The 20759-nt window shown below is 74.6% G+C and carries 20 protein-coding genes and 1 riboswitch; of the genes, 8 read left to right on the forward strand and 12 right to left on the reverse strand.

What is annotated here, in order from left to right; genetic code table 11:
- Positions 1-85: 85 nt before the first annotated feature.
- A complete protein-coding gene (locus tag ABTZ17_RS17105) occupies positions 86-2143 on the reverse strand; it encodes a prolyl oligopeptidase family serine peptidase (protein ID WP_352196435.1) in 2058 nt (685 codons plus the stop codon).
- A gap of 223 nt (positions 2144-2366) precedes the next feature.
- Between ABTZ17_RS17105 and ABTZ17_RS17110 the strand changes: the two genes are divergently transcribed.
- Complete coding sequence (locus ABTZ17_RS17110) at positions 2367-3446, forward strand: S66 family peptidase (protein WP_352196436.1); 1080 nt, start codon at positions 2367-2369, stop codon at positions 3444-3446.
- Between the two features lie 163 nt (positions 3447-3609).
- The gene (locus ABTZ17_RS17115) at positions 3610-4143 is read left to right on the forward strand and encodes a pyridoxamine 5'-phosphate oxidase family protein (protein ID WP_352196437.1); all 534 of its coding nucleotides are present in this window, start codon (positions 3610-3612) and stop codon (positions 4141-4143) included.
- Between the two features lie 150 nt (positions 4144-4293).
- Here the strand turns inward: ABTZ17_RS17115 and ABTZ17_RS17120 are convergent, their stop codons facing one another.
- Entirely contained in the window at positions 4294-5799 is a 1506-nt protein-coding gene (locus ABTZ17_RS17120; protein ID WP_352196438.1) for an SH3 domain-containing protein, read from the reverse strand.
- A gap of 315 nt (positions 5800-6114) precedes the next feature.
- Here ABTZ17_RS17120 and ABTZ17_RS17125 point away from each other — a divergent pair, with 315 nt between their 5' ends.
- Positions 6115-6474 (forward strand): hypothetical protein, encoded by a 360-nt coding sequence (locus ABTZ17_RS17125; protein WP_352196439.1) that lies wholly within the window; start codon positions 6115-6117, stop codon positions 6472-6474.
- A gap of 73 nt (positions 6475-6547) precedes the next feature.
- Here ABTZ17_RS17125 and ABTZ17_RS17130 read toward each other — a convergent pair whose 3' ends face one another.
- From ABTZ17_RS17130 to ABTZ17_RS17140, 3 genes are all read right to left on the reverse strand, one after another.
- The gene (locus ABTZ17_RS17130; protein WP_352196440.1) at positions 6548-7102 is read right to left on the reverse strand and encodes a flavoprotein; all 555 of its coding nucleotides are present in this window, start codon (positions 7100-7102) and stop codon (positions 6548-6550) included.
- A 73-nt stretch (positions 7103-7175) separates the two neighbouring features.
- Entirely contained in the window at positions 7176-8360 is a 1185-nt protein-coding gene (locus tag ABTZ17_RS17135; protein ID WP_352196441.1) for an aromatic amino acid transaminase, read from the reverse strand.
- Positions 8353-9504 carry a DMT family transporter gene (locus ABTZ17_RS17140; RefSeq protein WP_352196442.1) on the reverse strand — a complete coding sequence of 384 codons (1152 nt, stop codon included), beginning with the start codon at positions 9502-9504 and terminating at the stop codon, positions 8353-8355. Before ABTZ17_RS17140 ends, ABTZ17_RS17135 begins: the two co-directional genes overlap by 8 nt.
- A 434-nt stretch (positions 9505-9938) precedes the next feature.
- Between ABTZ17_RS17140 and ABTZ17_RS17145 the strand changes: the two genes are divergently transcribed.
- Entirely contained in the window at positions 9939-10424 is a 486-nt protein-coding gene (locus ABTZ17_RS17145) for an Lrp/AsnC family transcriptional regulator (protein ID WP_352196443.1), read from the forward strand.
- Here the strand turns inward: ABTZ17_RS17145 and ABTZ17_RS17150 are convergent.
- Entirely contained in the window at positions 10363-11925 is a 1563-nt protein-coding gene (locus ABTZ17_RS17150) for an FAD-binding oxidoreductase (RefSeq protein ID WP_352196444.1), read from the reverse strand. The genes ABTZ17_RS17145 and ABTZ17_RS17150 overlap by 62 nt on opposite strands.
- Positions 11926-12043: 118 nt before the next feature.
- On the opposite strand from ABTZ17_RS17150, the gene ABTZ17_RS17155 reads away from it, so the two are divergent.
- Positions 12044-12415, forward strand: a complete 372-nt coding sequence (locus tag ABTZ17_RS17155) for a VOC family protein (RefSeq protein ID WP_352196445.1) — start codon at positions 12044-12046, stop codon at positions 12413-12415.
- Between the two features lie 94 nt (positions 12416-12509).
- On the opposite strand, the gene ABTZ17_RS17160 is transcribed toward ABTZ17_RS17155, so the two are convergent.
- Positions 12510-13364, reverse strand: a complete 855-nt coding sequence (locus ABTZ17_RS17160; RefSeq protein WP_352196446.1) for a crotonase/enoyl-CoA hydratase family protein — start codon at positions 13362-13364, stop codon at positions 12510-12512.
- Positions 13365-13758: 394 nt separating this feature from the next.
- A riboswitch (cyclic di-AMP (ydaO/yuaA leader) is annotated at positions 13759-13909 on the forward strand.
- Between the two features lie 3 nt (positions 13910-13912).
- Between ABTZ17_RS17160 and ABTZ17_RS17165 the strand changes: the two genes are divergently transcribed.
- Complete coding sequence (locus ABTZ17_RS17165; protein ID WP_352196447.1) at positions 13913-14698, forward strand: transglycosylase SLT domain-containing protein; 786 nt, start codon at positions 13913-13915, stop codon at positions 14696-14698.
- A gap of 109 nt (positions 14699-14807) precedes the next feature.
- On the opposite strand, the gene ABTZ17_RS17170 is transcribed toward ABTZ17_RS17165, so the two are convergent.
- The 3 genes from ABTZ17_RS17170 to ABTZ17_RS17180 all read right to left on the reverse strand — a co-directional run bounded on the left by ABTZ17_RS17170 (position 14808) and on the right by ABTZ17_RS17180 (position 17765).
- Positions 14808-15383 carry a cupin domain-containing protein gene (locus tag ABTZ17_RS17170; protein ID WP_352196448.1) on the reverse strand — a complete coding sequence of 192 codons (576 nt, stop codon included), beginning with the start codon at positions 15381-15383 and terminating at the stop codon, positions 14808-14810.
- Positions 15380-16567: a cytochrome P450 gene (locus ABTZ17_RS17175; protein WP_352196471.1), complete on the reverse strand. Its 1188-nt coding sequence runs from the start codon at positions 16565-16567 to the stop codon at positions 15380-15382. Before ABTZ17_RS17175 ends, ABTZ17_RS17170 begins: the two co-directional genes overlap by 4 nt.
- Before the next feature lie 94 nt (positions 16568-16661).
- Positions 16662-17765 carry a type III polyketide synthase gene (locus ABTZ17_RS17180; RefSeq protein WP_352196449.1) on the reverse strand — a complete coding sequence of 368 codons (1104 nt, stop codon included), beginning with the start codon at positions 17763-17765 and terminating at the stop codon, positions 16662-16664.
- A gap of 203 nt (positions 17766-17968) precedes the next feature.
- Here ABTZ17_RS17180 and ABTZ17_RS17185 point away from each other — a divergent pair, with 203 nt between their 5' ends.
- On the forward strand, positions 17969-19231 hold the full coding sequence (locus tag ABTZ17_RS17185; protein ID WP_352196450.1) for a cytochrome P450: 1263 nt from the start codon (positions 17969-17971) through the stop codon (positions 19229-19231).
- A complete protein-coding gene (locus ABTZ17_RS17190; protein ID WP_352196451.1) occupies positions 19228-19458 on the forward strand; it encodes a hypothetical protein in 231 nt (76 codons plus the stop codon). Before ABTZ17_RS17185 ends, ABTZ17_RS17190 begins: the two co-directional genes overlap by 4 nt.
- A 56-nt stretch (positions 19459-19514) precedes the next feature.
- On the opposite strand, the gene ABTZ17_RS17195 is transcribed toward ABTZ17_RS17190, so the two are convergent.
- Both ABTZ17_RS17195 and ABTZ17_RS17200 read right to left on the reverse strand, forming a co-directional pair.
- A complete protein-coding gene (locus ABTZ17_RS17195) occupies positions 19515-20309 on the reverse strand; it encodes a hypothetical protein (RefSeq protein WP_352196452.1) in 795 nt (264 codons plus the stop codon).
- 88 nt (positions 20310-20397) lie between these two features.
- Positions 20398-20634: a chaplin gene (locus ABTZ17_RS17200; protein WP_352196453.1), complete on the reverse strand. Its 237-nt coding sequence runs from the start codon at positions 20632-20634 to the stop codon at positions 20398-20400.
- Positions 20635-20759 lie beyond the last annotated feature (125 nt).

Raw genomic sequence — 20759 nt, forward strand, 5'->3', positions numbered from 1 at the left:
GGGGGGGGGGGGGGGGGGGTGGGGGGGGGGGGGGGCGGGCGGGGCGGGGGCGCGCCGTGCCCGGCCCCGCCGGCCCCCCCGCGCCTCACACGCCGGCGGGACGTGACTCTGCTCCTGCCCCGCTGGTCTCGGCCCCGCCCAGGCTCCGCCACATGAAGGTGTGGACCAGGGCCTGGTTGAAGGCGATGTGGTCGTGGTCGGCCGCCCCGCTGTGGCCGCCGGACGTGTTCTCGTGGAAGAGGACGCGGTGGCCCAGCTCCCGCAGCCGGGCGGCCGTCTTGCGGGCGTGGCCGGGGTGGACGCGGTCGTCACGCGTGGAGGTCGTCAGCAGGACCGGCGGGTACGCGGCGTCCGCCCGCAGGCGGTGGTAGGGGGACAGGCCCTCCAGGTACGGGCGTTCCGTCGGGTCCTCCGGGTCGCCGTACTCCGCCACCCAGCTCGCCCCGGCCAGCAGACGGTGGAAGCGCAGCATGTCGAGGAGCGGGACCGCGGCCGCGATCGCGCCGAAGAGCTCCGGGCGGCGCGTCAGCATCGCCCCCATCAGCAGGCCGCCGTTGCTGCCGCCCGTGATCCCCAGCCGCGCGGGCGTGGTGATGCCGCGCGCCACCAGGTCCTCGGCCACCGCCGCGAAGTCCTCGTACGAGCGGTCCCGGCCCGACTTCAGGGCACTGCGGTGCCAGGCCGGTCCGTACTCGCCGCCGCCGCGGATGTTCGCCACCACGTACGTGCCGCCGCGCGCCAGCCACGCCCGGCCGCGGACCGCGCTGTACGCGGGCGTCAGCGACACCTCGAAGCCGCCGTAGCCGTTCAGGATCGTGGGGGACGGGCCGCGCCGTTCCCGGTCCGCCGGGCCGATCACGAAGTACGGCACCCGGGTGCCGTCGGCGGACACCGCGAAGTGCTGGGCCACCGCCAGCCCCTCCGCGTCGAAGCGGACCGTCGCCTGCCGCAGCACCTCGCTCGTGCCGCCGATCTCGCCGCGGTAGAGGGTGGACGGCTTCAGGTGCCCGGTGATGTCGAGGAAGTACTCCTCCCCGGTGTACGGGTCGGTGTCGGTCAGGGAGGCCGTGCTCAGCGGCGGTACGTCCGCCAGGGGCTGCCGCGCCCAGCCCTCCGGCCCGGGGGTCAGCACCTCGATCCGCGTGGACACGTCCGACAGGAGCTCCAGCACCAGGTGGCTGCGGGTCCAGGACCAGCCCGTCAGCGCGGTCCGCTCGTCGGGGGTGAACAGCACCTCCGGCTCCCGCTCGCCCGCCAGGAAGGCGTCCAGCCGGAAGGCCAGCAGGCTGCCGGCGGGCCGGTCCAGCCACGGGGTCTTCACGGACACCAGCAGCCGGTCCCGGTGCACGGAGGTGTCCGCGTCCTCGGGGACCTCGATCCGGCGCAGCACGTCGCCGGGCTCCAGCAGGTAGAGGTCGCTGCGCCAGAAGTCCCGGTGCACCGACAGCAGGTCCCGTTCGAAGCCCCCCGTCGGGTCGTGCCAGGCCGCCACCGACAGGTCCTCGTGGGCGCCCTCGTGCACCGGCTCCGCCGACTCCAGCGGCGTACCGCGCTTCCAGCGGCGCACCGTCCGGGGGTACCCGGACTCCGTCATGGAGCCCGGACCCCAGTCCGTCCCCACGAACACGTGGTCGCGGTCGATCCACGAGATCCGCGTCTTCGCCTCCGGCACCCGGAAGCCGTCGGGTACGAAGGAGCGCGTGGTCAGGTCGAACTCGCGCACCACCACCGCGTCCGCGCCCTCGCGGGACAGCAGCACCAGTGCGTGCCGGTACTCCGGGTACAGGACCCGGCTGCCGGCCCACACCCAGTCCTCGCCCTCGTCCGCGGCCAGGGCGTCCAGGTCGAGCAGCACTTCCCAGGCCGGGTCCTCGGTGCGGTACTCCTCCAGCGTGGTGCGCCGCCACAGCCCGCGCACGTGCCGGGCGTCCTGCCAGAAGTTGTACAGGTGGGCGCCGCGCCGGGTGGTGTACGGGATCCGGTCCGCCGCGTCCAGCACCTCGCGCAGGTCGGCGCGGAGCGGGTCGAAACCGGGATCGGAGGCCAGTTCCGCGACGGTCTCGGCGTTCCGCTCGCGCACCCAGTCCAGGGCGGCGTCGCCGGTCACGTCTTCCAGCCAGAGGTAGGGGTCTGCGTCGTTCATCAGGCGATTGTGCCCATTCCGCGGCCCGCCCGCAGCCCCCTTCCCGGGCGCGGCGCCGGGCGGGCCCCGCGCCCCCGGACAGCGCGGCGTGCCCGGCGTGCCCGGTGTCCTCCCCGCACCCTCCCGTGCCGCCCCCGCCCCCGCCCGCGCTCGCGCGGTCCTGGCCCCGGGCCCGCCCGATATCCGGATGAAGGGTTCGTGGCCCGGCGCCTACCCTGACCGCATGATCGAACCCGCGCCCGTCGCCGGCGGCACCGCCCCCGCCCCCGTCGCCCCGCCCAAGCCCGTACCGGGGGACCGCGTCGCCGTGGTCTCGCCCTCCTCCGGACTCCCCGGGATCCTCCCGCTCCCCTTCGAGCTGGGACTGGAGCGGCTGCGCACCGAGTTCGGGCTGGAACCGGTGGAGTACCCCGCCACCCGCCGCATGGGCGCCACCCCGCAGGAGCGCGCCGACGACCTGCACGCCGCTTTCGCCGACCCGGAGATCAAGGCCGTCATCGCGAGCATCGGCGGCGACGACCAGATCACCGTGCTGCCGCTGCTCGACCGCGACCTGATCCGCGCCCACCCCAAGCCCTTCTTCGGCTACAGCGACAACACGAACCTGCTCCTCTTCCTGAACAACCTCGGCATCGTCGGCTACCACGGCGGCGCGGTGATGACCGAGTTCGGGCGCCCGCACGCCCTCCACCCGCTGACCGCCGACTCGTTGCGGGCCGCCCTCTTCACCTCCGGCCCCCACGAACTGCGGCCCGCCGAGCGGTACCGCGACACTGACCGGGACTGGGGCGACCCCGCCACCTTCGCGCAGGAGCCGGCCTCCGAACCCGCCGCCGGCTGGACCTGGCACCGGCCGGACCGGGTGGTCGAAGGCCGCGCCTGGGGCGGCAACCTGGAGATCCTGGCCTGGCTGCTGATGGCCGACCGCGAGATCGAGCCCGATCCGGCCGCCTACGAGGGACGCGTCCTCTTCCTGGAGACCTCCGAGGAACTGCCCCGCGCCGAAGAGGTCTTCCGGATCCTCCGCAACATGGGGGAGCGCGGCCTGCTGGAACGATTCCCCGCCCTGCTCATGGCCCGACCCAAGTGCTGGTCCTTCGAACGACCGCTCACCGGCCCGGCCAAACGGCAGTACGCCGAAGAGCAGCGGGAGGCGGTCCTGCGGGCCCTGGGGACGTACGCGCCCGACGCGATGGCCGTCTTCGACGTGGACTTCGGGCACACCGACCCGCAACAGGTCATCCCCTACGGCGGCCCCGTCCGGGTGGACGGCCCGGCCCGCCGCATCACGGTCACCTACTGATGCTCACGGTGGGGGGAGGAGGGGCGGGGGCGGGAGCGGGCCTCGAAGGCCGGTCCGAGGCCCCGGCAGGGGCCTCCGCCCCGGGACGGACCCGCACCTCGGACCCGCGCCGTAGGGCCGCGGCCCGATGCGCCCCGGAGCCCCTCCGCCTAGGTTTCCGATCATGAACGACACCACGGAGACAGCGGCCGACGCCACGGCGGGGACAGGGGCGGGGACGGCGGCGGAGACGGGCCGGGCGCGGCGGGTGCGGACCCGGGCCGAGCGTCGGAGCGACACCTTGGAACGGCTCGGCACGGAACGGGACCTGTGGCTGGCCACCTCCCACCCCGAACACGGCCCGCACCTGCTGCCGCTGTGGTTCCGCTGGGACGGCACGGCCGTCTGGGCCTGCACCCGCGCGGACTCGCCGACCGTCCGCAACGCCCGTGCCGAGCCCCGGGTACGACTCTCCCTGCCGCACAGCTACGACGTCGTCCTCATGGAGGGCGAGGCCGCATGCTTCGGCCCCGAGGAGGCCGGCGCGGTACCCGAGGAGGGGGCCGACGCGTACGCGGCCCTGTTCGGTTGGGACCCGCGACGGGCCGCCGCCCCCTACACCTACCTGCGCATCGCGCCCCGGACGGTCCGCGCCTGGCACGGCGAGCCGGAACTCCGCGGTCGCCTCCTCATGCGTGACGGCCTCTGGCTGGACTGAGCCCTCGGCGACCACTCCGGTCGGCGTGGAGCTAGAGCCGGAGCCGGAGTCAGAGTCAGAGCTGTCGTCGTTGCCGCCGTGCGCGGAAACGGGTCCGTCCCGGCCGCCGGAGCGGCCGGGACGGACCCGGTCAGGAGCAGCCGCGCCCCATCAGGAACAGAACGGGACCTTGTTCAGGTTCTCCGCGTAGCGGGCCGCGATCCAGCCACGGCCGTCGGCGAGCTTGTACCAGAGGGCGTTGCCGTCGACCTTCTCGCCCGTGGCCTTGCACTGGACGCCGACCACGGCGCCGTCCGCCAGCTTGCCCTGCTTGGCGTGACCGGTGCTCGGGCCGGAGCGGATCTTCAGCTCCCCGTGCGAGGTCGTCACCCGCGCCTGCGGGTGCTTGTGCGCGGGCTTCTCCGGCTTGTTGGGCTCGTGCGGCTTACCGGGCTTCTGCGGCTTGCCCGGCTTCGCGTCGCACTTGCAGTGGCCCTTGTCGCCCTGGTGCCCCTTGTCACCCTTCTCGCCCTTCGGGCCGCGGTCGCCCTTCGGGCCCTGCGGACCGGCGGGGCCGCGGTCGCCCGGGTGACCCTTCGGGCCGCGCTCGCCCGGGTGTCCCTGGTGCCCCTTGTCGCCCTTCGGCCCGCGCTCGCCGGGGTGGCCCTTGTCACCCTTGGGGCCCGGGTGTCCCTTGTCGCCCTTCGGCCCCTGCGGACCGGCCGGACCGCGGTCACCCCGGTCGCCCTTGTCGCCCTTCGGCCCACCGGCCGGACCCCGGTCGCCCTTCTCGCCACGGGGACCCTCCGGGCCCTCGGGGCCCTGGTGACCCTGCGGACCACGGGTGCCGGGCTCGCCCTTGGGGCCACGGTCACCGCGGTCGCCCTTGTCACCCTTGTCGCCCTTGGGGCCGCCGGCCGGGCCGGTGTCGCCCTTCTCGCCGCGCGGGCCCTGCGGGCCCTCGGGACCGGTGTCGCCGCGGTCGCCCTTGGGGCCCTTGTGCCCCTGGTGACCCTTGTCGCCCTTGTCGCCCTTCTCGCCCTTCTCGCCGGGGGCGCCCTGGTCCCCGCGGTCGCCCTTGTCGCCGCGGTCGCCCTTCTCGCCCTTGGGGCCGGGCTTGCCGTGCTGACCGTGCTTGCCCGGCTTGCCGGGTTCACCGTGGTCGCCCTTCTCGCCCTTCTCGCCCTTCGGGCCCGTGAGCGGGGTGGCCACCGCGAACAGGACCGTGTCACCCGTGCCCGTGGACCACTCGCCCTCGCCGAGGGTGGTCCCCTTCGGCGCCGCCGGGTCCACCTTGACCGTGACCCCGAGCCGGGTCTGCGCCTGGGCCGCGAAGGCGAACCCGGCACGGGTCCCCGCCTCGCAGGTCAGGGAGCGCGCGTCCGCGGACCGCGTACATGGCTCGGCGGAACGGCGCCCGTCCCAGTAGAACCGGGCCTCGGGGAAGGTGGTCCACTCCGGAGCCGAGATCCGGAAGGTCGAACTGACCTCCGGTTCGGCGCCGTTGTCGGCCACGATCACCACGCGCCCGGACTGGCCGGGCGCGATCGAGGGGACGTACGGCTGCGAGAAGCGGATGCCCTGCGCGTCGGCCAGAGCCGGCACGGCGGGGACGAGACAGGAAGCGGTGACGGCCACGACGACGAGGGCCGAGGACGTGCTGCGCAAAGACGGCAAGAGGGTTCCTCCGCAGAGAAGCGCGAGTTGACCCCACCAGTTAGAACCGATCGCGGCACGCCGTGGTGGGCACCACACGTGGACCGTCACCCAACTGCCACCCGGGGCTCCGGCCTTCGGCCCACACACTGCGCCCACGGGGTGAAGGCCGTCCGGGTCTCGAACGGACAACTCGAACGGAACGCTCGAACGGAAGGTCTCGAACGGGGAGTGCGAGGCGGTGGACCCGGAGGGTGACGGTTCGGCCGTGCCACCGGCGCGGGCCGGTGGGCCCGTCCCCGCACCAGGAGGGCCGGGCTCTGGCAGGATGCCCCCATGAACGGACCGAACGCGTCAGCGAATCCGTGGTGCGGGGACGGCGCCTCCGCCTACTCCCTCTGGTCGAAGGACTCCGTGCTCTCCATCGGATCGGTGGGCTCGGTCCTGTCGGTGGGCTCCGTGGGTTCCGTGCTCTCCGTCGGGTCGGTGGGCTCGGTCCTGTCGGCCGGATCCATCGGATCGGCCCTGTCCGCGCTCTCCACCGCCTCCTGGATGAGCGTGGGCTCCCTGCTGTCCGCGCAGTCCCGCTGGTCGGTGCTGTCGTGGCGGTCCCGCGGGGCCTTCATGGCCGCGGGCGTCACCGTCGTCGCGGCCGGTGCCCTCACGCTGCGGGCCCGGGACGGCCGCCCGCGCTGACCGGGACGGCCGCCCGCGCCGGCCGGGACCGACCGGGACGGCGTCCCGAACGGCCCGGAGCGGGCCGCACGGCTCAGCCCGCCGGGACCTTCGCGTCCACGGCGTCCAGGGCCGCCTCCCACGGGAAGACCTGCGGGGAGCCCGCCGGCGGTTCCGCCGCGCCCTGAGCGGCGCGCGGCACCTCCTCCCCGTACAGCAACTGGGCCCCCGCCGTGCGCAGCAGGGCCACGCTGCGGTCGAACTGCGGATGCCGGGCCAGGGCCTCGTTCAGGCAGGGCACCGCCACCATCGGCAGGCCCGCGCCGAGCCCCTCGGCCACCACCCCGACCACGTACCGGTCGGTGAGGCCCTGCGCCCAGGCGTTCACCGTGTGGAAGGTCGCCGGGGCCAGCAGCACGGCGTCCGCGCGCGGCCAGGTGTCCGCCTCGGCCGGGTGCGGGTACTGCCAGCGCACCGGGTGCCCGGTGAGCACGGCGAGACCGTCCAGGCTCTGCGCCAGCCAGCCCGCGGCCGTGGGGGTGAGCCCGAGGCACACGTCCCAGCCGCGGGACTGGGCCGCCTCGATGACCCGGGCCACGTCGAACACGGGCGGGGCGGCGGAGCAGAACAGGTAGAGGGTCCTCGTCATGCCCCCATCCGATCACACGACCGGAAGCCCGCCGCCGGGGGGTCACCGCCCGCGCCCGGTGCGCCGTCGCTGGTCAGCCGCCCAGGACCGCTCCGACGGCGTGCGCCAGGTACGGGACCCGGTGCCCGGGCAGCCCCGCGATGTTGATCCGGCCCGCGTCCGTGCCGTAGACCGCGAACTCCGTGCGCAGGCGCGTCATCTGAGGGGCGGTCAACGGCAGCATCGAGAACATGCCCTTCTGGAGGGCCACTGTGCCCGCCTGCTCCCCGTGGCCCAGCGAGGCCAACAGGGCGGCGAGTTCGGCCCGGTTGTCCGTCACTCGAGCGCGCATCGCGTCGAGTTCGGCCCGCCAGGTGCGACGCAGCGCCGCGTCCTCCAGCACGGTCGTCACCACCGCCGCGCCGTGCTCGGGGGGCATCGAGTAGAGGGTGCGGGCCGCGTTCTGGAGGGCGGTCTCCGCGTGGCCGAGGGCCCGGGTGGAGGAGCCGAGCACGATCGCGCAGCCCGTGCGGTCGCTGTACAGGCCGAAGTTCTTGGAGCAGCTGACGGCGATCAGCATCTCCGGCAGCCGTCGGGCCAGCATCCGGGTGGGTGCCAGATCCGCTTCGAGGCCGTCGCCGAGCCCGTGGTAGGCGAGGTCCACCAGCGGCACCCAGCCGTCGCGCTCGGCGAGGGCGGCCAGCGCGTCCCAGGCGCGCGGGGTGGGGTCCACCCCGGTGGGGTTGTGGCAGCAGCCCTGCAGCAGCACCACGTCCCCGCGCCCCGCGTCCGCCAGGTCCCGCAGCAGGGCCTCCTCGTCGAAGCGCCCGGCGGGGTCCGCCCAGCCGTAGGTGCGCACGGTCAGCCCGGCGGCCTCCATGATCGGCCGGTGGTTGACGTACGCCGGATCGCTGATCCACACCGTGGTGCCCGGCCGGGTGCGGCAGATGAGGTCCGCGAGCAGCCGGAGGGCACCGGTGCCCGCGACGGTCTGCACGGCCGCGGCCCGGCCGGTCAGCCCCGGGGTGCCCAGCACGGTCGCGAGCATCGCCCGGTTGAAGGCGAGGTTCCCCGACAGTCCCCGGTACTCCTTGGAGGCGGATCGTTCCGCCAGCCGTGCCTCGGCCTCCCGGACGGCGGCCATCACCGGGGTGGTGCCCTCGGCGTCGCGGTACACCCCGAGGACCAGGTTCAGGCGTTCGGGCCGCGGGTCGGCGGCGTAGGCGGCGGCGAGGTCCCACAGCGGGTCGACGGGCGGGGGAGTGAGCAGCTCAAGCATCGGCGGACACCTCGGAACGCGGGACGGCGGCGGGGACGGGAACGGCGGCCGGAACGGACGCGGGGGACGCGGCAACGGACGCGGGAGACGCGGAGGACGCCGGGACGGGCGAGGGGATGGTGGGATCGGGGGCCGCGGCGGGTGGGGGCGTGGGCGCGGTGCCCGCGGCGGGTCGGCCTGCGGTGGGTCGGTCGGCGGAGGGGGCGGTCCGGGTCCCGGGGCGCCGGTTGGCCAGGAACACCCCGGCCGTGATCAGGAGCACCCCGACCAGTACCGCCGGGGTGGGGGTCTCGCCGAGCAGCGGCACCGCGAGGAGGACCACCAGGACCGGGCTGAGGCTGCCCACCACGGAGCTCCGCTCGGCACCGACCGTGCGGATCGCGAAGGCGTACAGCAGCCCGGCGCACAGACCGACGCCCAGCCCCTGCACGACCAGGAAGAGCAGGACGTCGGATCCGGCGGCCCGGTCCAGGGCCGTGGGCAGCACGCCGGTGAGGGCCAGCAGGCCGATCACCACGAAGGAGGGCAGGCACAGCAGCCCGATGGAGCCCACCGGATCCAGCCCGACCTCCCGCAGCCCGACCGTGTACAGGGCCCACAGGCCGCTCGCCACCAGCAGGAGCCCCGAGCCCGCCAGCATCCCGCCGTCCACCGGCAGCAGGTACCGCCACACCAGGGCGACCGCGCCGGTGGCGATCAGGGCCAGGCCGACGCCCTGCGCGCGGTGGGGCAGGCCCCGACCGCCGGCGACCGCGAGCGCGGCCACGAACAGCGGCACCAGCCCCGGGACCAGCGAGCCGACGAAGGCCGCCGAGGTGAGGGAGCCGCCCTGCATGGCGGCGAGGAAGAAGGGCACCCCGGCCCCGCAGGCCACCTTGAGGGCCGCGGCCGGGCGGACCGCGGCGATCAGGCGCCGCCGGCGCCACAGCGCGGGCGCCAGGACCAGCAGTGGGACGCCGTACCGCAGCAGGGCCGCGTCGGCGGGCAGCAGCGTGGAGGAGCCCAGGGCGCGGGCGCTGAGCGCGAAGCCGGCCCAGATCACGACGGTGAGGGCCAGGGCGACCAGGCCCGCCGCCCGCGCGGAGCGTCCGGCGGTGCCGTCCGGCCCGTGCGGGCCCGAGCGGGCGTCGGCGGTACGGGTCACGGTGGTTCCTCCCGGGTGGGGACGGGCCGCCCCGACGCCACCCGGGCCGGGTCCGAACCGGCGCGGCCCCGGGCGGGCCGGGGCAGCGCGGAGCGGACCGGACCGGTCGAAGGCAGGGCGGCGGTGCGGGTGTGGGTACGCGCGAGGGTGCGGCGGGGAGCGGAGGCGCGGCGCCGGGTACGGCGTGGATGCGATGCGATGCGATGCGATGGGGAGCGGGGACGGCGGGCGCGGGAGGGCTCCGGTCCGATGACACGGGCGGCGACCGCTCCTTCGGCAACGCTAGACCCTCGGCCAGGGCAGCCGATTGCCAGTTCTGCCCCTCAGCGGCCTCCGTGGGGCAGAATCTGCCAATAATCGGCCGTGACCGGAACCGGAGACGGACGGAACCGCCGGAAAAGGGCAGCAACGATCACGAACGGGCAGGTATCCCCATGGACGGGGTCGATTTCCGGATCATCCACGAACTCCAGGCCGACGGGCGGCTCTCCAACCAGGACCTGGCCGACCGGGTCCAACTCTCGCCCTCGCCCTGCCTGCGCCGCGTCCGCCGCCTGGAGGAGGCCGGTCTGATCCGCGGCTACACGGCGATGGTGGACCAGTCGGCCTTCGGCCTGCCGATCACCGTCTTCGTGCGGATCCGCCTGGAGCGCCACACCGGAGACGCCGTCCGCGTCTTCGAGGAGGAGGTGGGCCGCATCGAGCACATCCAGGACTGCTACCTGATGGCGGGCAGCAGCGACTACCTGCTCCGCATCGTGATCGAGAGCCTGGAGGCGTACGAGGTCCTGGTGCGCACCCGGATCCACGCCATCCCCGGCATCGCCTCCATCGAGTCGAGCTTCGCCTTCGGCAGCGTCAAGCAGACCCGGACCTACCCGCGCCCGGGGAAGCTGCTGCGATCGACTGGGGCGAGCTGAACAGGCCCTCAGGGTCGTACCGTCGGCGCACCGCCACGAGGCGGGGGAGGTTCGCCCCGTAGTAGGAGCGCGCCCAGTCGGACAGCTCGGGGTCCAGGTAGTTCTGGTAGGCCGTCCCGCTCGCCCACGGCCGCAGGTCCCGCCACAGTCCGTCCAGCCAGGCCCGGTGCGCGGCCCGCTCGGCGGGGCCGGCCTCCTGGGTCCAGTGGACGAGGTACTGGCCCAGGAACCCGCTGTCGCGGTGCGCGAAGGCGGTGTCCCCGGGCGCGGGCCGGTTCACGGCCCCGCCGCACACCCCGTCGAACTGCACCACGCCCGTCCCGCCCGCCGGGACCGTCCCGGCGTACCCGCTCACCGCCCGCAGCACCGCCTCCACGGCGTCCGGGCCCAGACCGCCGGGCCGCCAGAAGTCGGAGCGGGCCGCGTGGTCGGACCGCGTCAGCAGGCCCCCGGGGTCCCGGCCCGGCAGGTCGCCCGGCAGACGGCACTCCCGCGGGGCGCGGTCCGCGCAACCCGCCAACAGCCGCACGGTGTCCGCGTAGCCGCGGCTCGTCACCCACCGATCCCGGGGGTCCGTACCCACCAGGTCCGTCAGCCGGGACAGCGCCCCCTCCGCCTCCCGCCGGCCGTCCAGGCACACCACCCGGACCGCGGGGGCGCCCGGAGCTCCCGGACCCGACACCGTGAACTCCACCTGCGACCAGTACGGGTCGGGCAGCTCCGCAAGCCACCGCTGCCACCCCCGCAGCACCGCCGCCGTGTCCCGCCACGACCAGTGCAGCTCGGCGAAGGCGCAGTCCGCGGCCGGGGTCGGGGCCGTGCGGAACCGGAACTCCGTCACCACCCCGAAGTTCCCGCCGCCCCCGCCGCGCAGCGCCCAGAACAGCTCCGCGTCGTCCTCCGCACCGACCTCCCGCACGATCCCGTCCGCGGTCACCACCCGGGCGCCGGTGAGCCGGTCACTGGTCGTGCCGTGCGCCCGGGAGGCCATCCCCAGCCCACCGCCCAGCGCCAGCCCGGCGATGCCCACCGACGGGCACGACCCCGCGGGCAGCACCGCCCCGCTCGCCGCCAGCCGGGCGTGCAGCTCCCCGAGCCGGACCCCGGCCCCCACCCGCGCCGTGCCCGTGCCGGTGTCGATCGCGGCCAGCGCGCCGAGGTCCAGCACCAGGCCGGGGCCGGTGGACCTGCCCGCGTACGAGTGCCCGCCGCCCCGGGCCGTCACCGGGACCCCGTACCTGCGGGCGAAGCCCAGGCACTCGGCCACGTCGCGCTCGTGCGCGGGATAGACCACCGCGCCCGGGGCGGCCCCGTCGAACCGAGGCTGGAAGGACTGCCGGGCCTCGCCGTACTCCGCGTCCCCGGGCAGGACGGTCCGCCCGTCCAGCCCGGCGGCGAGGGCGGGGTACGGGGGCCCGGGGGCGGCGCGCCGGCGGGGCGCGGCCCCGGCGAGGACGGCGCCCGCGGCGCCCAGCAGCAGGCCGCGGCGGGGGAGGTGCATCCCGCCACCCCACCGCCCGGGTGCGACGGGGCGGGGGAGCGGGGCCGGGGGCGGAGGTTCCGCTCACGCGGACGGCCCAACGCGACCCGGCCGCGGGGCCGTCTGATTGACTCGCCCCATGGTGAGCATCGGATCCTTCGTCATGGGCGTCTCCGACCTGCCGCGCGCGGTGGCCTTCTGGGGGGCGGCCCTCGACTACGTGCCGCGGGACGAGGTGGAGGACGGCTGGGCGGTGCTGGTGCCCGCCCGCGGGCAGGGGCCCCAGCTCGCCCTCGGGGTGAGCGAGACCCCGGTCCGGGAGCACCCGCGGTCGCACCTGGACCTGTACGCGGCCGACGCCGCGGAGCAGGCCGCCGAGATCGAGCGCCTGATCGCCCTGGGGGCGGTGCGGGTGGACTGGGACCTGTACCCGGAGGACCCGGACTTCGTGGTCCTCGCCGACCCCGAGGGCAACCGCTTCTGCGTGATCGACACGGCGCACGGCGGCTGACGGGCGGCCTCCCCCGCGGTGAGCCCCGCCCCGCGCCTCAGCACCCCCGCCTCCCTCGGGCGCCGTTCCGCGGCCGGCCGTTCGCCGGCGGGCCTCAGTCCCCGAAGGTGCCGTGCCGGCCCGCGCCCTCGGCGAAGCGGCGGGCCCCCGCGCCGGTCTCGCCCGCCTCCAGCGGCACCAGGCCGTGCGCGTACTCCCGGCGCAGGGCCTCTGCCTCGGGGAGCCCGTGCTGCCCCCGGGCGGAGAGCCGGTCCTGGCGCAGGCAGGTCTGCGGGAAGGCGGCGATCTCTCGCGCCAGGGCCTCGGCGGCCTCCCGGGCCCGGCCCGGCGGGACGAGCCGGTTGACCAGGCCGATGGCGTGGGCCTCGGTCGCCGGCACGGGGCGGCCGGTCAGGATCAGGTCCATGGCGCGGCTCTCGCCGATCAGCCGGGGCAGCCGGACCGTGCCGCCGTCGATGAGCGGGACGCCCCAGCGACGGCAGTACACCCCGAACACGGAATCCTCCTCGGCCACTCGCAGGTCGCACCAGAGGGCCAGTTCCAGGCCCCCCGCGACGGCGTGCCCCGAGATCGCGGCGATCACGGGCTTGCCGAGCTCCATCCGGGTCGGCCCCATCGGACCGTCGCCGTCCGCCGTGACCCGGTTGCCGCGGGAGGTGCCCACCGCCTTGAGGTCGGCACCGGAGCAGAAGGTGCCGCCCGCGCCCCAGAGCACCGCGACCGCCGCGTCCTCGTCGGCCTCGAAGGCGCGGAAGGCCGCGGCCAGCAGCTCCGCGGTGGGCCCGTCCACGGCGTTGCGGCGGTCCGGCCGGTCGAGGACCACCGTGAACACCGGCCCCTCCTGTTCCACCCGGACGGCGGGTCGCCCGCCGTCCGTCCCGGGGCCGCCCGCTCCGTCCGCGCCCGGCTCCCGCCCCGCCGCCGTCCCGGCCCGTTCGCGCTCCGTCATCCCGCACCCCTCCGTCGATCCGCCGGTCCGTCGATCCGCCGGTCCGTGCGCGCGGCCGGACCCGGCGGCGCGCTCTCCGGGGCCAGCATCCCCGAAGCGCGCGCCGCGGGGGCACGATGGGTCGAATGGGCGTTTTGGCAGTTCATGTAAGGAATCGTTCCGGCTCGTGATGTCGGTCACGGGACATCCCCGCCCCGGTCGATCGCCGCGCCCCGATTCCGTTCCCGCGCGCCGCAGTTGGCCGACAGAAATGGCAAGCGGAATTGATCGAATTCATTCTCGAAGATCATTGTCGGAGAATTCGAGAATTCAAGTCTTGTTCCGTTCCCGAGCTTTCCCTTAGCGTCACCGTCACTCACTCCGGACGGAACGCCGAGTCCTGCCGCCGCCCGGAGTCCGACCACCACCCGACCACGGCAGGAGCGGGGGACCCAGGTACGCCGCCGTCCCGCATCCGGGGCGGCTCGGGGTGAAGCCGCGTCCGCGCGGCCGGGCAGCTCCTGCCCGAACCCGACAGCTCACCTCGTAGGCGCAGGAGAGGAACACCCATGCCCGCACGTGGCAAGCACCGTCGTGTCCAGCGCACCCTCCTCGCCCGGCGCGTGGCCGCCGTCGGCACCGGGGGCGCCGCCCTGGCCCTCCCGCTGTTCGGAGCGGCCCCCGCGGGCGCGGTGGTACCGCAGGCCGTCCCCGCCGCCGTCACGGCCCTGCCCGCCGCCGCGCCCGCCGCCGTGCAGGCCGTGAAGGGGGTCACCACCCATTCCGTGGCCGCCGGGGAATCCCTTTCCGGAATCGCCGGAAAGCATGATCTGGAAGGCGGCTGGAAGCGCCTCTACAAGGACAACCGGAACGTGATCGGCAATGACCCGGCGGCGATCCGCCCCGGTCTCAAGCTGACGATCGGAAGCACCAACCCGGCGAAGTCCGCGGCCGTGGCCGTCCAGGACCGGGCCGAAGCGGGCGCCCGCGCCGACCGCTCCGCCGTCCGCACCGCCCCCGCCGCCGCGTCCTACCCCGACACCCTCGACGGCTGGATCCGCGAATCCCTGTCGGTCATGGCCCGCCACGGCATCCCCGGCACCTACGAGGGCATCCACCGCAACGTCATGCGCGAGTCCTCCGGCAACCCCCTCGCCATCAACGGTTGGGACTCCAACGCCGTCGCGGGCACCCCCTCTAAGGGCCTGCTCCAGGTCATCGACCCGACCTTCCGGGCCTACCACGTGCCGGGCACGTCCACGGACTCCTTCGACCCGGTCGCCAACATCACGGCCGCCTGCAACTACGCGGCGGACCGCTACGGCTCCATCGACAACGTCTTCGGCGCCTACTGACCGGCGGCCCCACCCGCCGGCGGCGCATCCCACCCCCCACGCGCGCCCGTGGCCGGTCCTCGGGGGACCGGCCACAGGAACCGCGCATCGGCTTCCGCCACGGGCGGGGTCAGGGACCCGGCACCCCGCCCGTCCGCAGCTCCCGGTCCGACGGGCCGTGCCGCAGCGGCGTCAACTGCTCGATGTCGTAGCGGTCGCGGAGCGCCACCACGGCCGCCTCGTCCACCGGTCCGTCCGCGCCCAGGATCGCGAACAGCTCCTCGAAGTACCGCTCGTGGTCCGGCGGCGGCGAGGACTGGAAGAACATCCGCGCCGGTTCGCCCGACCGGTTCGCGAAGGCGTGCGGACAACCCGGCGGCACCACGATCACCGTGCCCGGACCGGCCCGCACCGGCCCCCGCCCCGTGGGCGACCGCCAGCCGTGCCAGTCGTCCCGGGTCCGGATCCGCGGCTCGAAGGCCAGCACCTCCAGCTCGCCCTCCAGCACGTAGAACAGCTCCTCGCTGTGCGCGTGCACGTGCGCGCCCACGTCGAACCCGGGCGGCACCACCACCTCGAAACTGGAGGCCACCCGCGAATGCTCGCCGGTGACCTTGAACGTCACCTCCTGCGCCGGGGTCGTCAGGGTCCGACCGTGCCCGGCGGGCACCAGCAGGCCGTCGGGGGAGCGCGCGAACACCGTCACCAGGTCACCGGCAATCCCTCGGGCCCCCGGATCAACGCCCCCGGCCGCCACCGCAGTTCCGCCTCCGGAACGGCGAGGGCCAGCCCGGGGAACCGGTCCAGCAGGGCGTCCACCATCAGCTCCGACTCCAGCCGGGCCAGCATCCCGCCCAGGCAGTAGTGCGGCCCGTACCCGAAGGACACGTGCGGATTGGGGTTCCGGTCCAGCCGGATCTCCTCCGGATCGGGGAAGACCTCCGGATCCCGGTTCGCCGCCAGGTAGGAGACGTACACCGCCTCGCCCGCCAGGATCGTGTGCCCGGCCACCGTCACGTCCTCCATCGCGATCCGCGACAGACCCACCGCCGAGCGGTGCGGGATGTACCGCAGCAACTCGTCCAGCGCGGACGGCCGCAGCCCCGGATCCGCCCGCAGCGCGTCCGCCAGCTCCGGCCGGCTCAACAGCAGGTACAGCATGTTCCCGGTGTTGTTGGTGACGGCCTCCCCGCCGATCTGGATCAGCAGGGCCAGACCCACCGCCTCCGAGGCGGTCACCTCCCCGGCCGCGATCGCCGTGCTCAGCAGACCGAGGACGTCCTCGCCGCCCTCGGCGCCGCGCTCCCGCAACTGCTCCGCGAAGTAGGCGCACATCTCGTCCTTCGCGGCCTCGCTGCGCCCCGCGCCCGCGCTGGAGGACAGGATCAGCGTGGTCCACTCGTGCAACCGGGGCCGGTCCGCGGCGGGCACGCCCATCAGCTCGCACACCACCGCCAGCGGGAACGGCGCCAGCAACCGCTCCGTCAGGTCCGCGGGAGGACCGTCCCGCAGGATGCCGTCCACCAGCTCGTCCAGCATCTCCCGGGCCCGGGACCGCAGTTGCTCCACCCCCTTGGTCGTGAAGGCGGGCGCCACCGCCCGCCGCAGCCGCGTGTGGTCGGGCGGGTCCTCGAAGCCCACCGCCCCGTCCACCGGGATGAAGTGCGGGGCCAACCGGGTGACGTTGTGGTCCACCACGGCCCTCCGACTGAACCGCCGGTCGTTCGTGACCGTCCGCACGTCCTCGTACGCCGACACCATCCACGCCCAGCCGTCACCGTTCGGCAGCTTGATGCGGGTCACCGGACCCTCCCGCATCAGACCGGCCAGCACCGGGTCGAACTCCGTCCCGAACAGGTCCAGCGCCGGCCAGGAACGCACCGGCGGCATCGGGCGCTCCCCGGCCGCCGTGGCGTGCCCGACCGGACAACCGCCCGTGCCGGCACCGGCACCGGCACCGGCACCGGTGCCGGGGTCCGCGGTCTCAGTCGACATGCAGGGACTCCCGTTCCCTCATCATGGCCGCCAGCTCCCGTTCCTCCGGGTCGGTCCAGCGTCCCAGGGTGATCTCCGCCGTGATGCCCGGCCCGAAGCCGGCCAGCAGGCCGCGCGCCGTGTCCGGAGCGCCGCCCTCCTCGAACATGCGCCGCAGCGCGTCCAGCACCACCGCACTCGCGATGTTCCCGTACTCGGTGAGCGTGGCCCGGCTGAACCGGAACGCCTCCGGCGGGACGCCGAGGAACCGGCTCAGGTCGTCCAGGATCCGCGGACCACCCGCGTGGACGATGTAGAAGTCCAGGTCGGCCGCGTTCCACCCGTGGTGTCCGGCCAGTTCCTGCAGGGCCGGAGCCAGTGGCTCCATCGTGCCCGGCACCCGCCGGTCCAGCCGGAAGTGGAATCCCGTCGAGCGGACGTCGTACGCGATCCAGTCCTCGGTGTCCGGCACCAGGTAGGAGCCGTTGCGCTGGAGCTCCACCCCCGTGCCCCCGCGACCGCGGACCACCGCCGCCGCCACCCCGTCCCCGAACAGGCCGTTCGAGAGCAGGTTGCCCACGTCCAGGTCCGTCGGCTGGTAGCACAGCGAGCAGAACTCGCAGGCGACGATGAGGGCGTTGGCCCCCGGGTAGGCGATGCAGAAGTCGTGCGCCCGGTTGATGGCCGCGCCACCCGCCGCGCAGCCCAACTGCGCTATGGGAACCTGCCGGCAGTCCGACCGGAACCCCATCTTGTTGATCATCCACGCGGTCAGCGAGGGCATCATGAAGCCCGTGCAGGACACGTAGACGATCACGTCGATGTCGGAGGGCTTCAGCTCCGCGGACTCCAGGGCCCCCCGCACCACGGCGGGCACCCGCGCCTTCGCTTCGGTCACGTACGTGGCGTTCCGGTGCTCGAAACCGGGATGGAGCAGCGTCTCCTCGATCGGACGCACGATGTGCCGCTTCTCGACCCCGGTGTTGCGGATCAACCGCAGTGCCAGGTCGAGCTGCGGGTGGTCGGCGTGGACGGAGCGGGCCAGGTCGAGCGTCTGCTCCATGGTGATCACGTGCTCGGGCACGGACACCGTGGGCTTGCACAGAGTAGGCATCGCGTGGTGCCTCCTTTCGCATCCGGTCACAGCCTGGGACAGGTCCGGCGAATGCGCGCGTCGAGAGGACCACACGTGACCTGGGCCGAACCGGTGATCCCTGGCCCTCGCGGGGCGAGTCGACTGGCGAACGGGAAGGAATCGCTCCACCGCGCCCTCCCGGGCGCATCACCCTGCGTGACACCGACGGTTGGGAGACCCCCGTGACCTCAGAACCCGAGACGGCCGTCAGGCCGGAGCCCGCGGCCGCCCCCACCGGCTGCCCCCAGGCGGACACCGGCGTGCACTTCTGGAGCCTGGAGGACCTCGCGGCCCTCGACTTCGACCCCTTCCTCCACGCACGCCTCAAGGACACCCGCGCGGCCCGCTTCAAAATGCCCTACGGGCAGGACTCCGGCTGGCTCATGACCCGCTACCAGGACGTCAAGCAGGTCACCTCCGACCCCCGGTTCAGCCGCGGCGAACTCGTCGGCAGGACCGTCACCAGCTCCTCCCCGCACGCCATCGCCTCGCTGAAGGCCTCCCTCAACTACGCCGACCCGCCCCGCCTCAACGTCATGCGCCGGGTGGTCGCCCGCGCCTTCACCGGCAAGAGCATGCTGCGGCTGCGCCCCGCCGCCCAGGCCACCGCCGACCGGCTGCTGGACGGCATGGAGGCCCACGGAGCCCCCGCCGACCTGGTCGAACACCTCCACGGCCCGTTCCCCCTGGCCGTGGTCAGCGACCTGCTCGGCGTCCCCGAGGAGATGCGCGCCCACATGACCGACTGGGCCAACGTGGTGATGGCCCCCGGCGCCGCCCCCGCGCGCAGCGCCGACACCAAGATGACCGTCCGCGACAGCGTGGTCAGCCTCCTGGAACTGCGCCGCGAGGACCCGCGGGACGACCTCGCCGGAGTCCTCGTCTCCGCCTGGGACTCGGGCGAGATCAGCGAGGCCGAGGCCGTGTCCATGGCCACCGCGATCCTCGTGAGCGGCGCCCACGCGGTCCGCAACAACAGCGCCAACATGGTCTACGCCCTGCTCACCCATCCGGAGCAACTCGAACGGCTCCGCGCCGAACCGGGAATGATCCCGCAGGCCGTGGACGAACTGCTCCGCTTCATCCCGCACCGCAGCGGCGTCGGGCTCCCCCGGATCGCCCTGGAGGACGTGGAACTGGCCGGGGTCACCATCCGGCGCGGCGAGGCGGTCTTCGCCTCCTACCTGGCGGCCAACCGGGACCCGGAGGTCTTCCCGGAGCCCGACCGGATCGACTTCGACCGCGGCCCCATCGCCCACATGTCCTTCGGCAACGGCCCCCACCACTGCGTGGGCTCCATGCTGGCCCGCATGGAATCCGAGATCATCCTGGAGACCCTGCTGACCAGGTACCCGGACCTGGCGCTCGCCGTCCCCGCCGAGGACATCGCGTGGCAGACCGGCGCCCTCATCCGCGGACCGCAGACCCTGCCGGTCACCTGGTGAGCGGCCACCGCGTGGTCCGGGTCACCGGCGGCGACCCCGACCACCTGGAACTGGCGGCGCTGACCGCCGCCCTGTTCGTCCTCGCGGGCCGCCTGCGCCTGCACGAGGTGCGCCGCGCACGCCCGGCGGCCCGGCCGGCCGGCCTCGGCTGGACCCGCAGCCGGCCGGGCCCCGCGCATCCCGCGCAGTCCTGGCAGGCCCACGCGACGCACCGGCCGTTCGGCTGACGGTCGTCCCCGGGCGGGCCGCCGTCGGCGGCCCGCCCGCGAGGGACACCCCGTCCTCAGGGGCAGTTGGAGACCGCGCTGCGGATCCGCTCGCCCGTGGAGGAGTGCACCACCTTGCACTCGTCGGTGCCGGGACCGCCGTCCACCTGCCCCCAGCCGGGGCCGATCACCAGCTGCGTGTCGAGCTTCCCGCGGATCCTGTCGTTGCCGGGGCCGCCCTGGATGATCCCGGAGGACTCCGCGCCCACGGACTTCGGCTCGATGGTGTCGTCCTCGCTGCCGCCGATCACCCGGCCGCCGAGGTCGACGTTGCCGGTGCGGATCAGGTCGTCCCCGTCGTTGCCGAAGACCTGCCCGCCACCGCGCTGATAGGTGCCCGGCGCGCCCAGCACGCTGCCCGTGGTGATGGTGTCGTTGCCGTGGTCGCCGTGCACCCCCGCGCCGTGCTCGGCGGTGCCCACCACCAGCGCCGCGATGATCGTGTCGTCGCCGTCCCCGCCGCGGACCGTGGAATCCCCGTTGCGGGGGAACAGGTTGTTCACCTGGATGGTGTCGTCGCCGTCCCCGCCGAGCACGGTCGCGTCCACCACCATGCCCTTGACGCGGATGTTGTCCTTGCCCGCGCCGCCCCAGATGATGACGTTCTCCACGTCGCCCTCGCAGAGGATGACGTCCGGACCGGAGGTCCCCAGGACCCGGTCTCCGGGCGGGGCCTCCTTGCCGTTGACGGTGCAGTAGTGGGCCGGAAGGTCGCCTGCGGCGTGCGCGGGCACCGCGCTGAGCAGGCCGGCCGTCACGAGGGTGGTGGCGGCCAGGACGTGGGTGGCGGCGCGGAGGCGCGCACGTGACATGGGGACTCCCTACGGTTCGGGGCGGGTGGGATCCGCCGCACGGAGGAACCGCGGTCCCGGGGCGGACCGCCCCGGGACCGCGGGGCGATCAGTGGTTGACGCAGACGTTGCCGGCGGCCGGGTTCAGCAGCCCGCCCAGGTTCACCGAGTTGCCGCAGATGTTGATCGGCACGTGCACCGGGATCTGGATGACGTTCCCGGACAGCACGCCGGGGGAGCCCACGGCCACGCCCTCCGCGTGCGCGTCGGCGGCGGCCGCGCCGGCGGCGCCGAGGACACCGGCGGAGGCCAGGGCGAGGGCGGCGATGGTGGTGCGGATACGCATGTGCGACTCCCGGAAGAAGGGGTGAGTGGGACAGCGACGATGAAAACCCGCGGACGCGCGAGGACCCGGGATTGATCCGCCTGAGGGTGGGTCGCCCTCCCTTCCCGCACCCGGACCGGCACGGG

Source organism: Streptomyces sp. NPDC097619 (assembly GCF_040302735.1).
Taxonomy (GTDB): domain Bacteria; phylum Actinomycetota; class Actinomycetes; order Streptomycetales; family Streptomycetaceae; genus Streptomyces.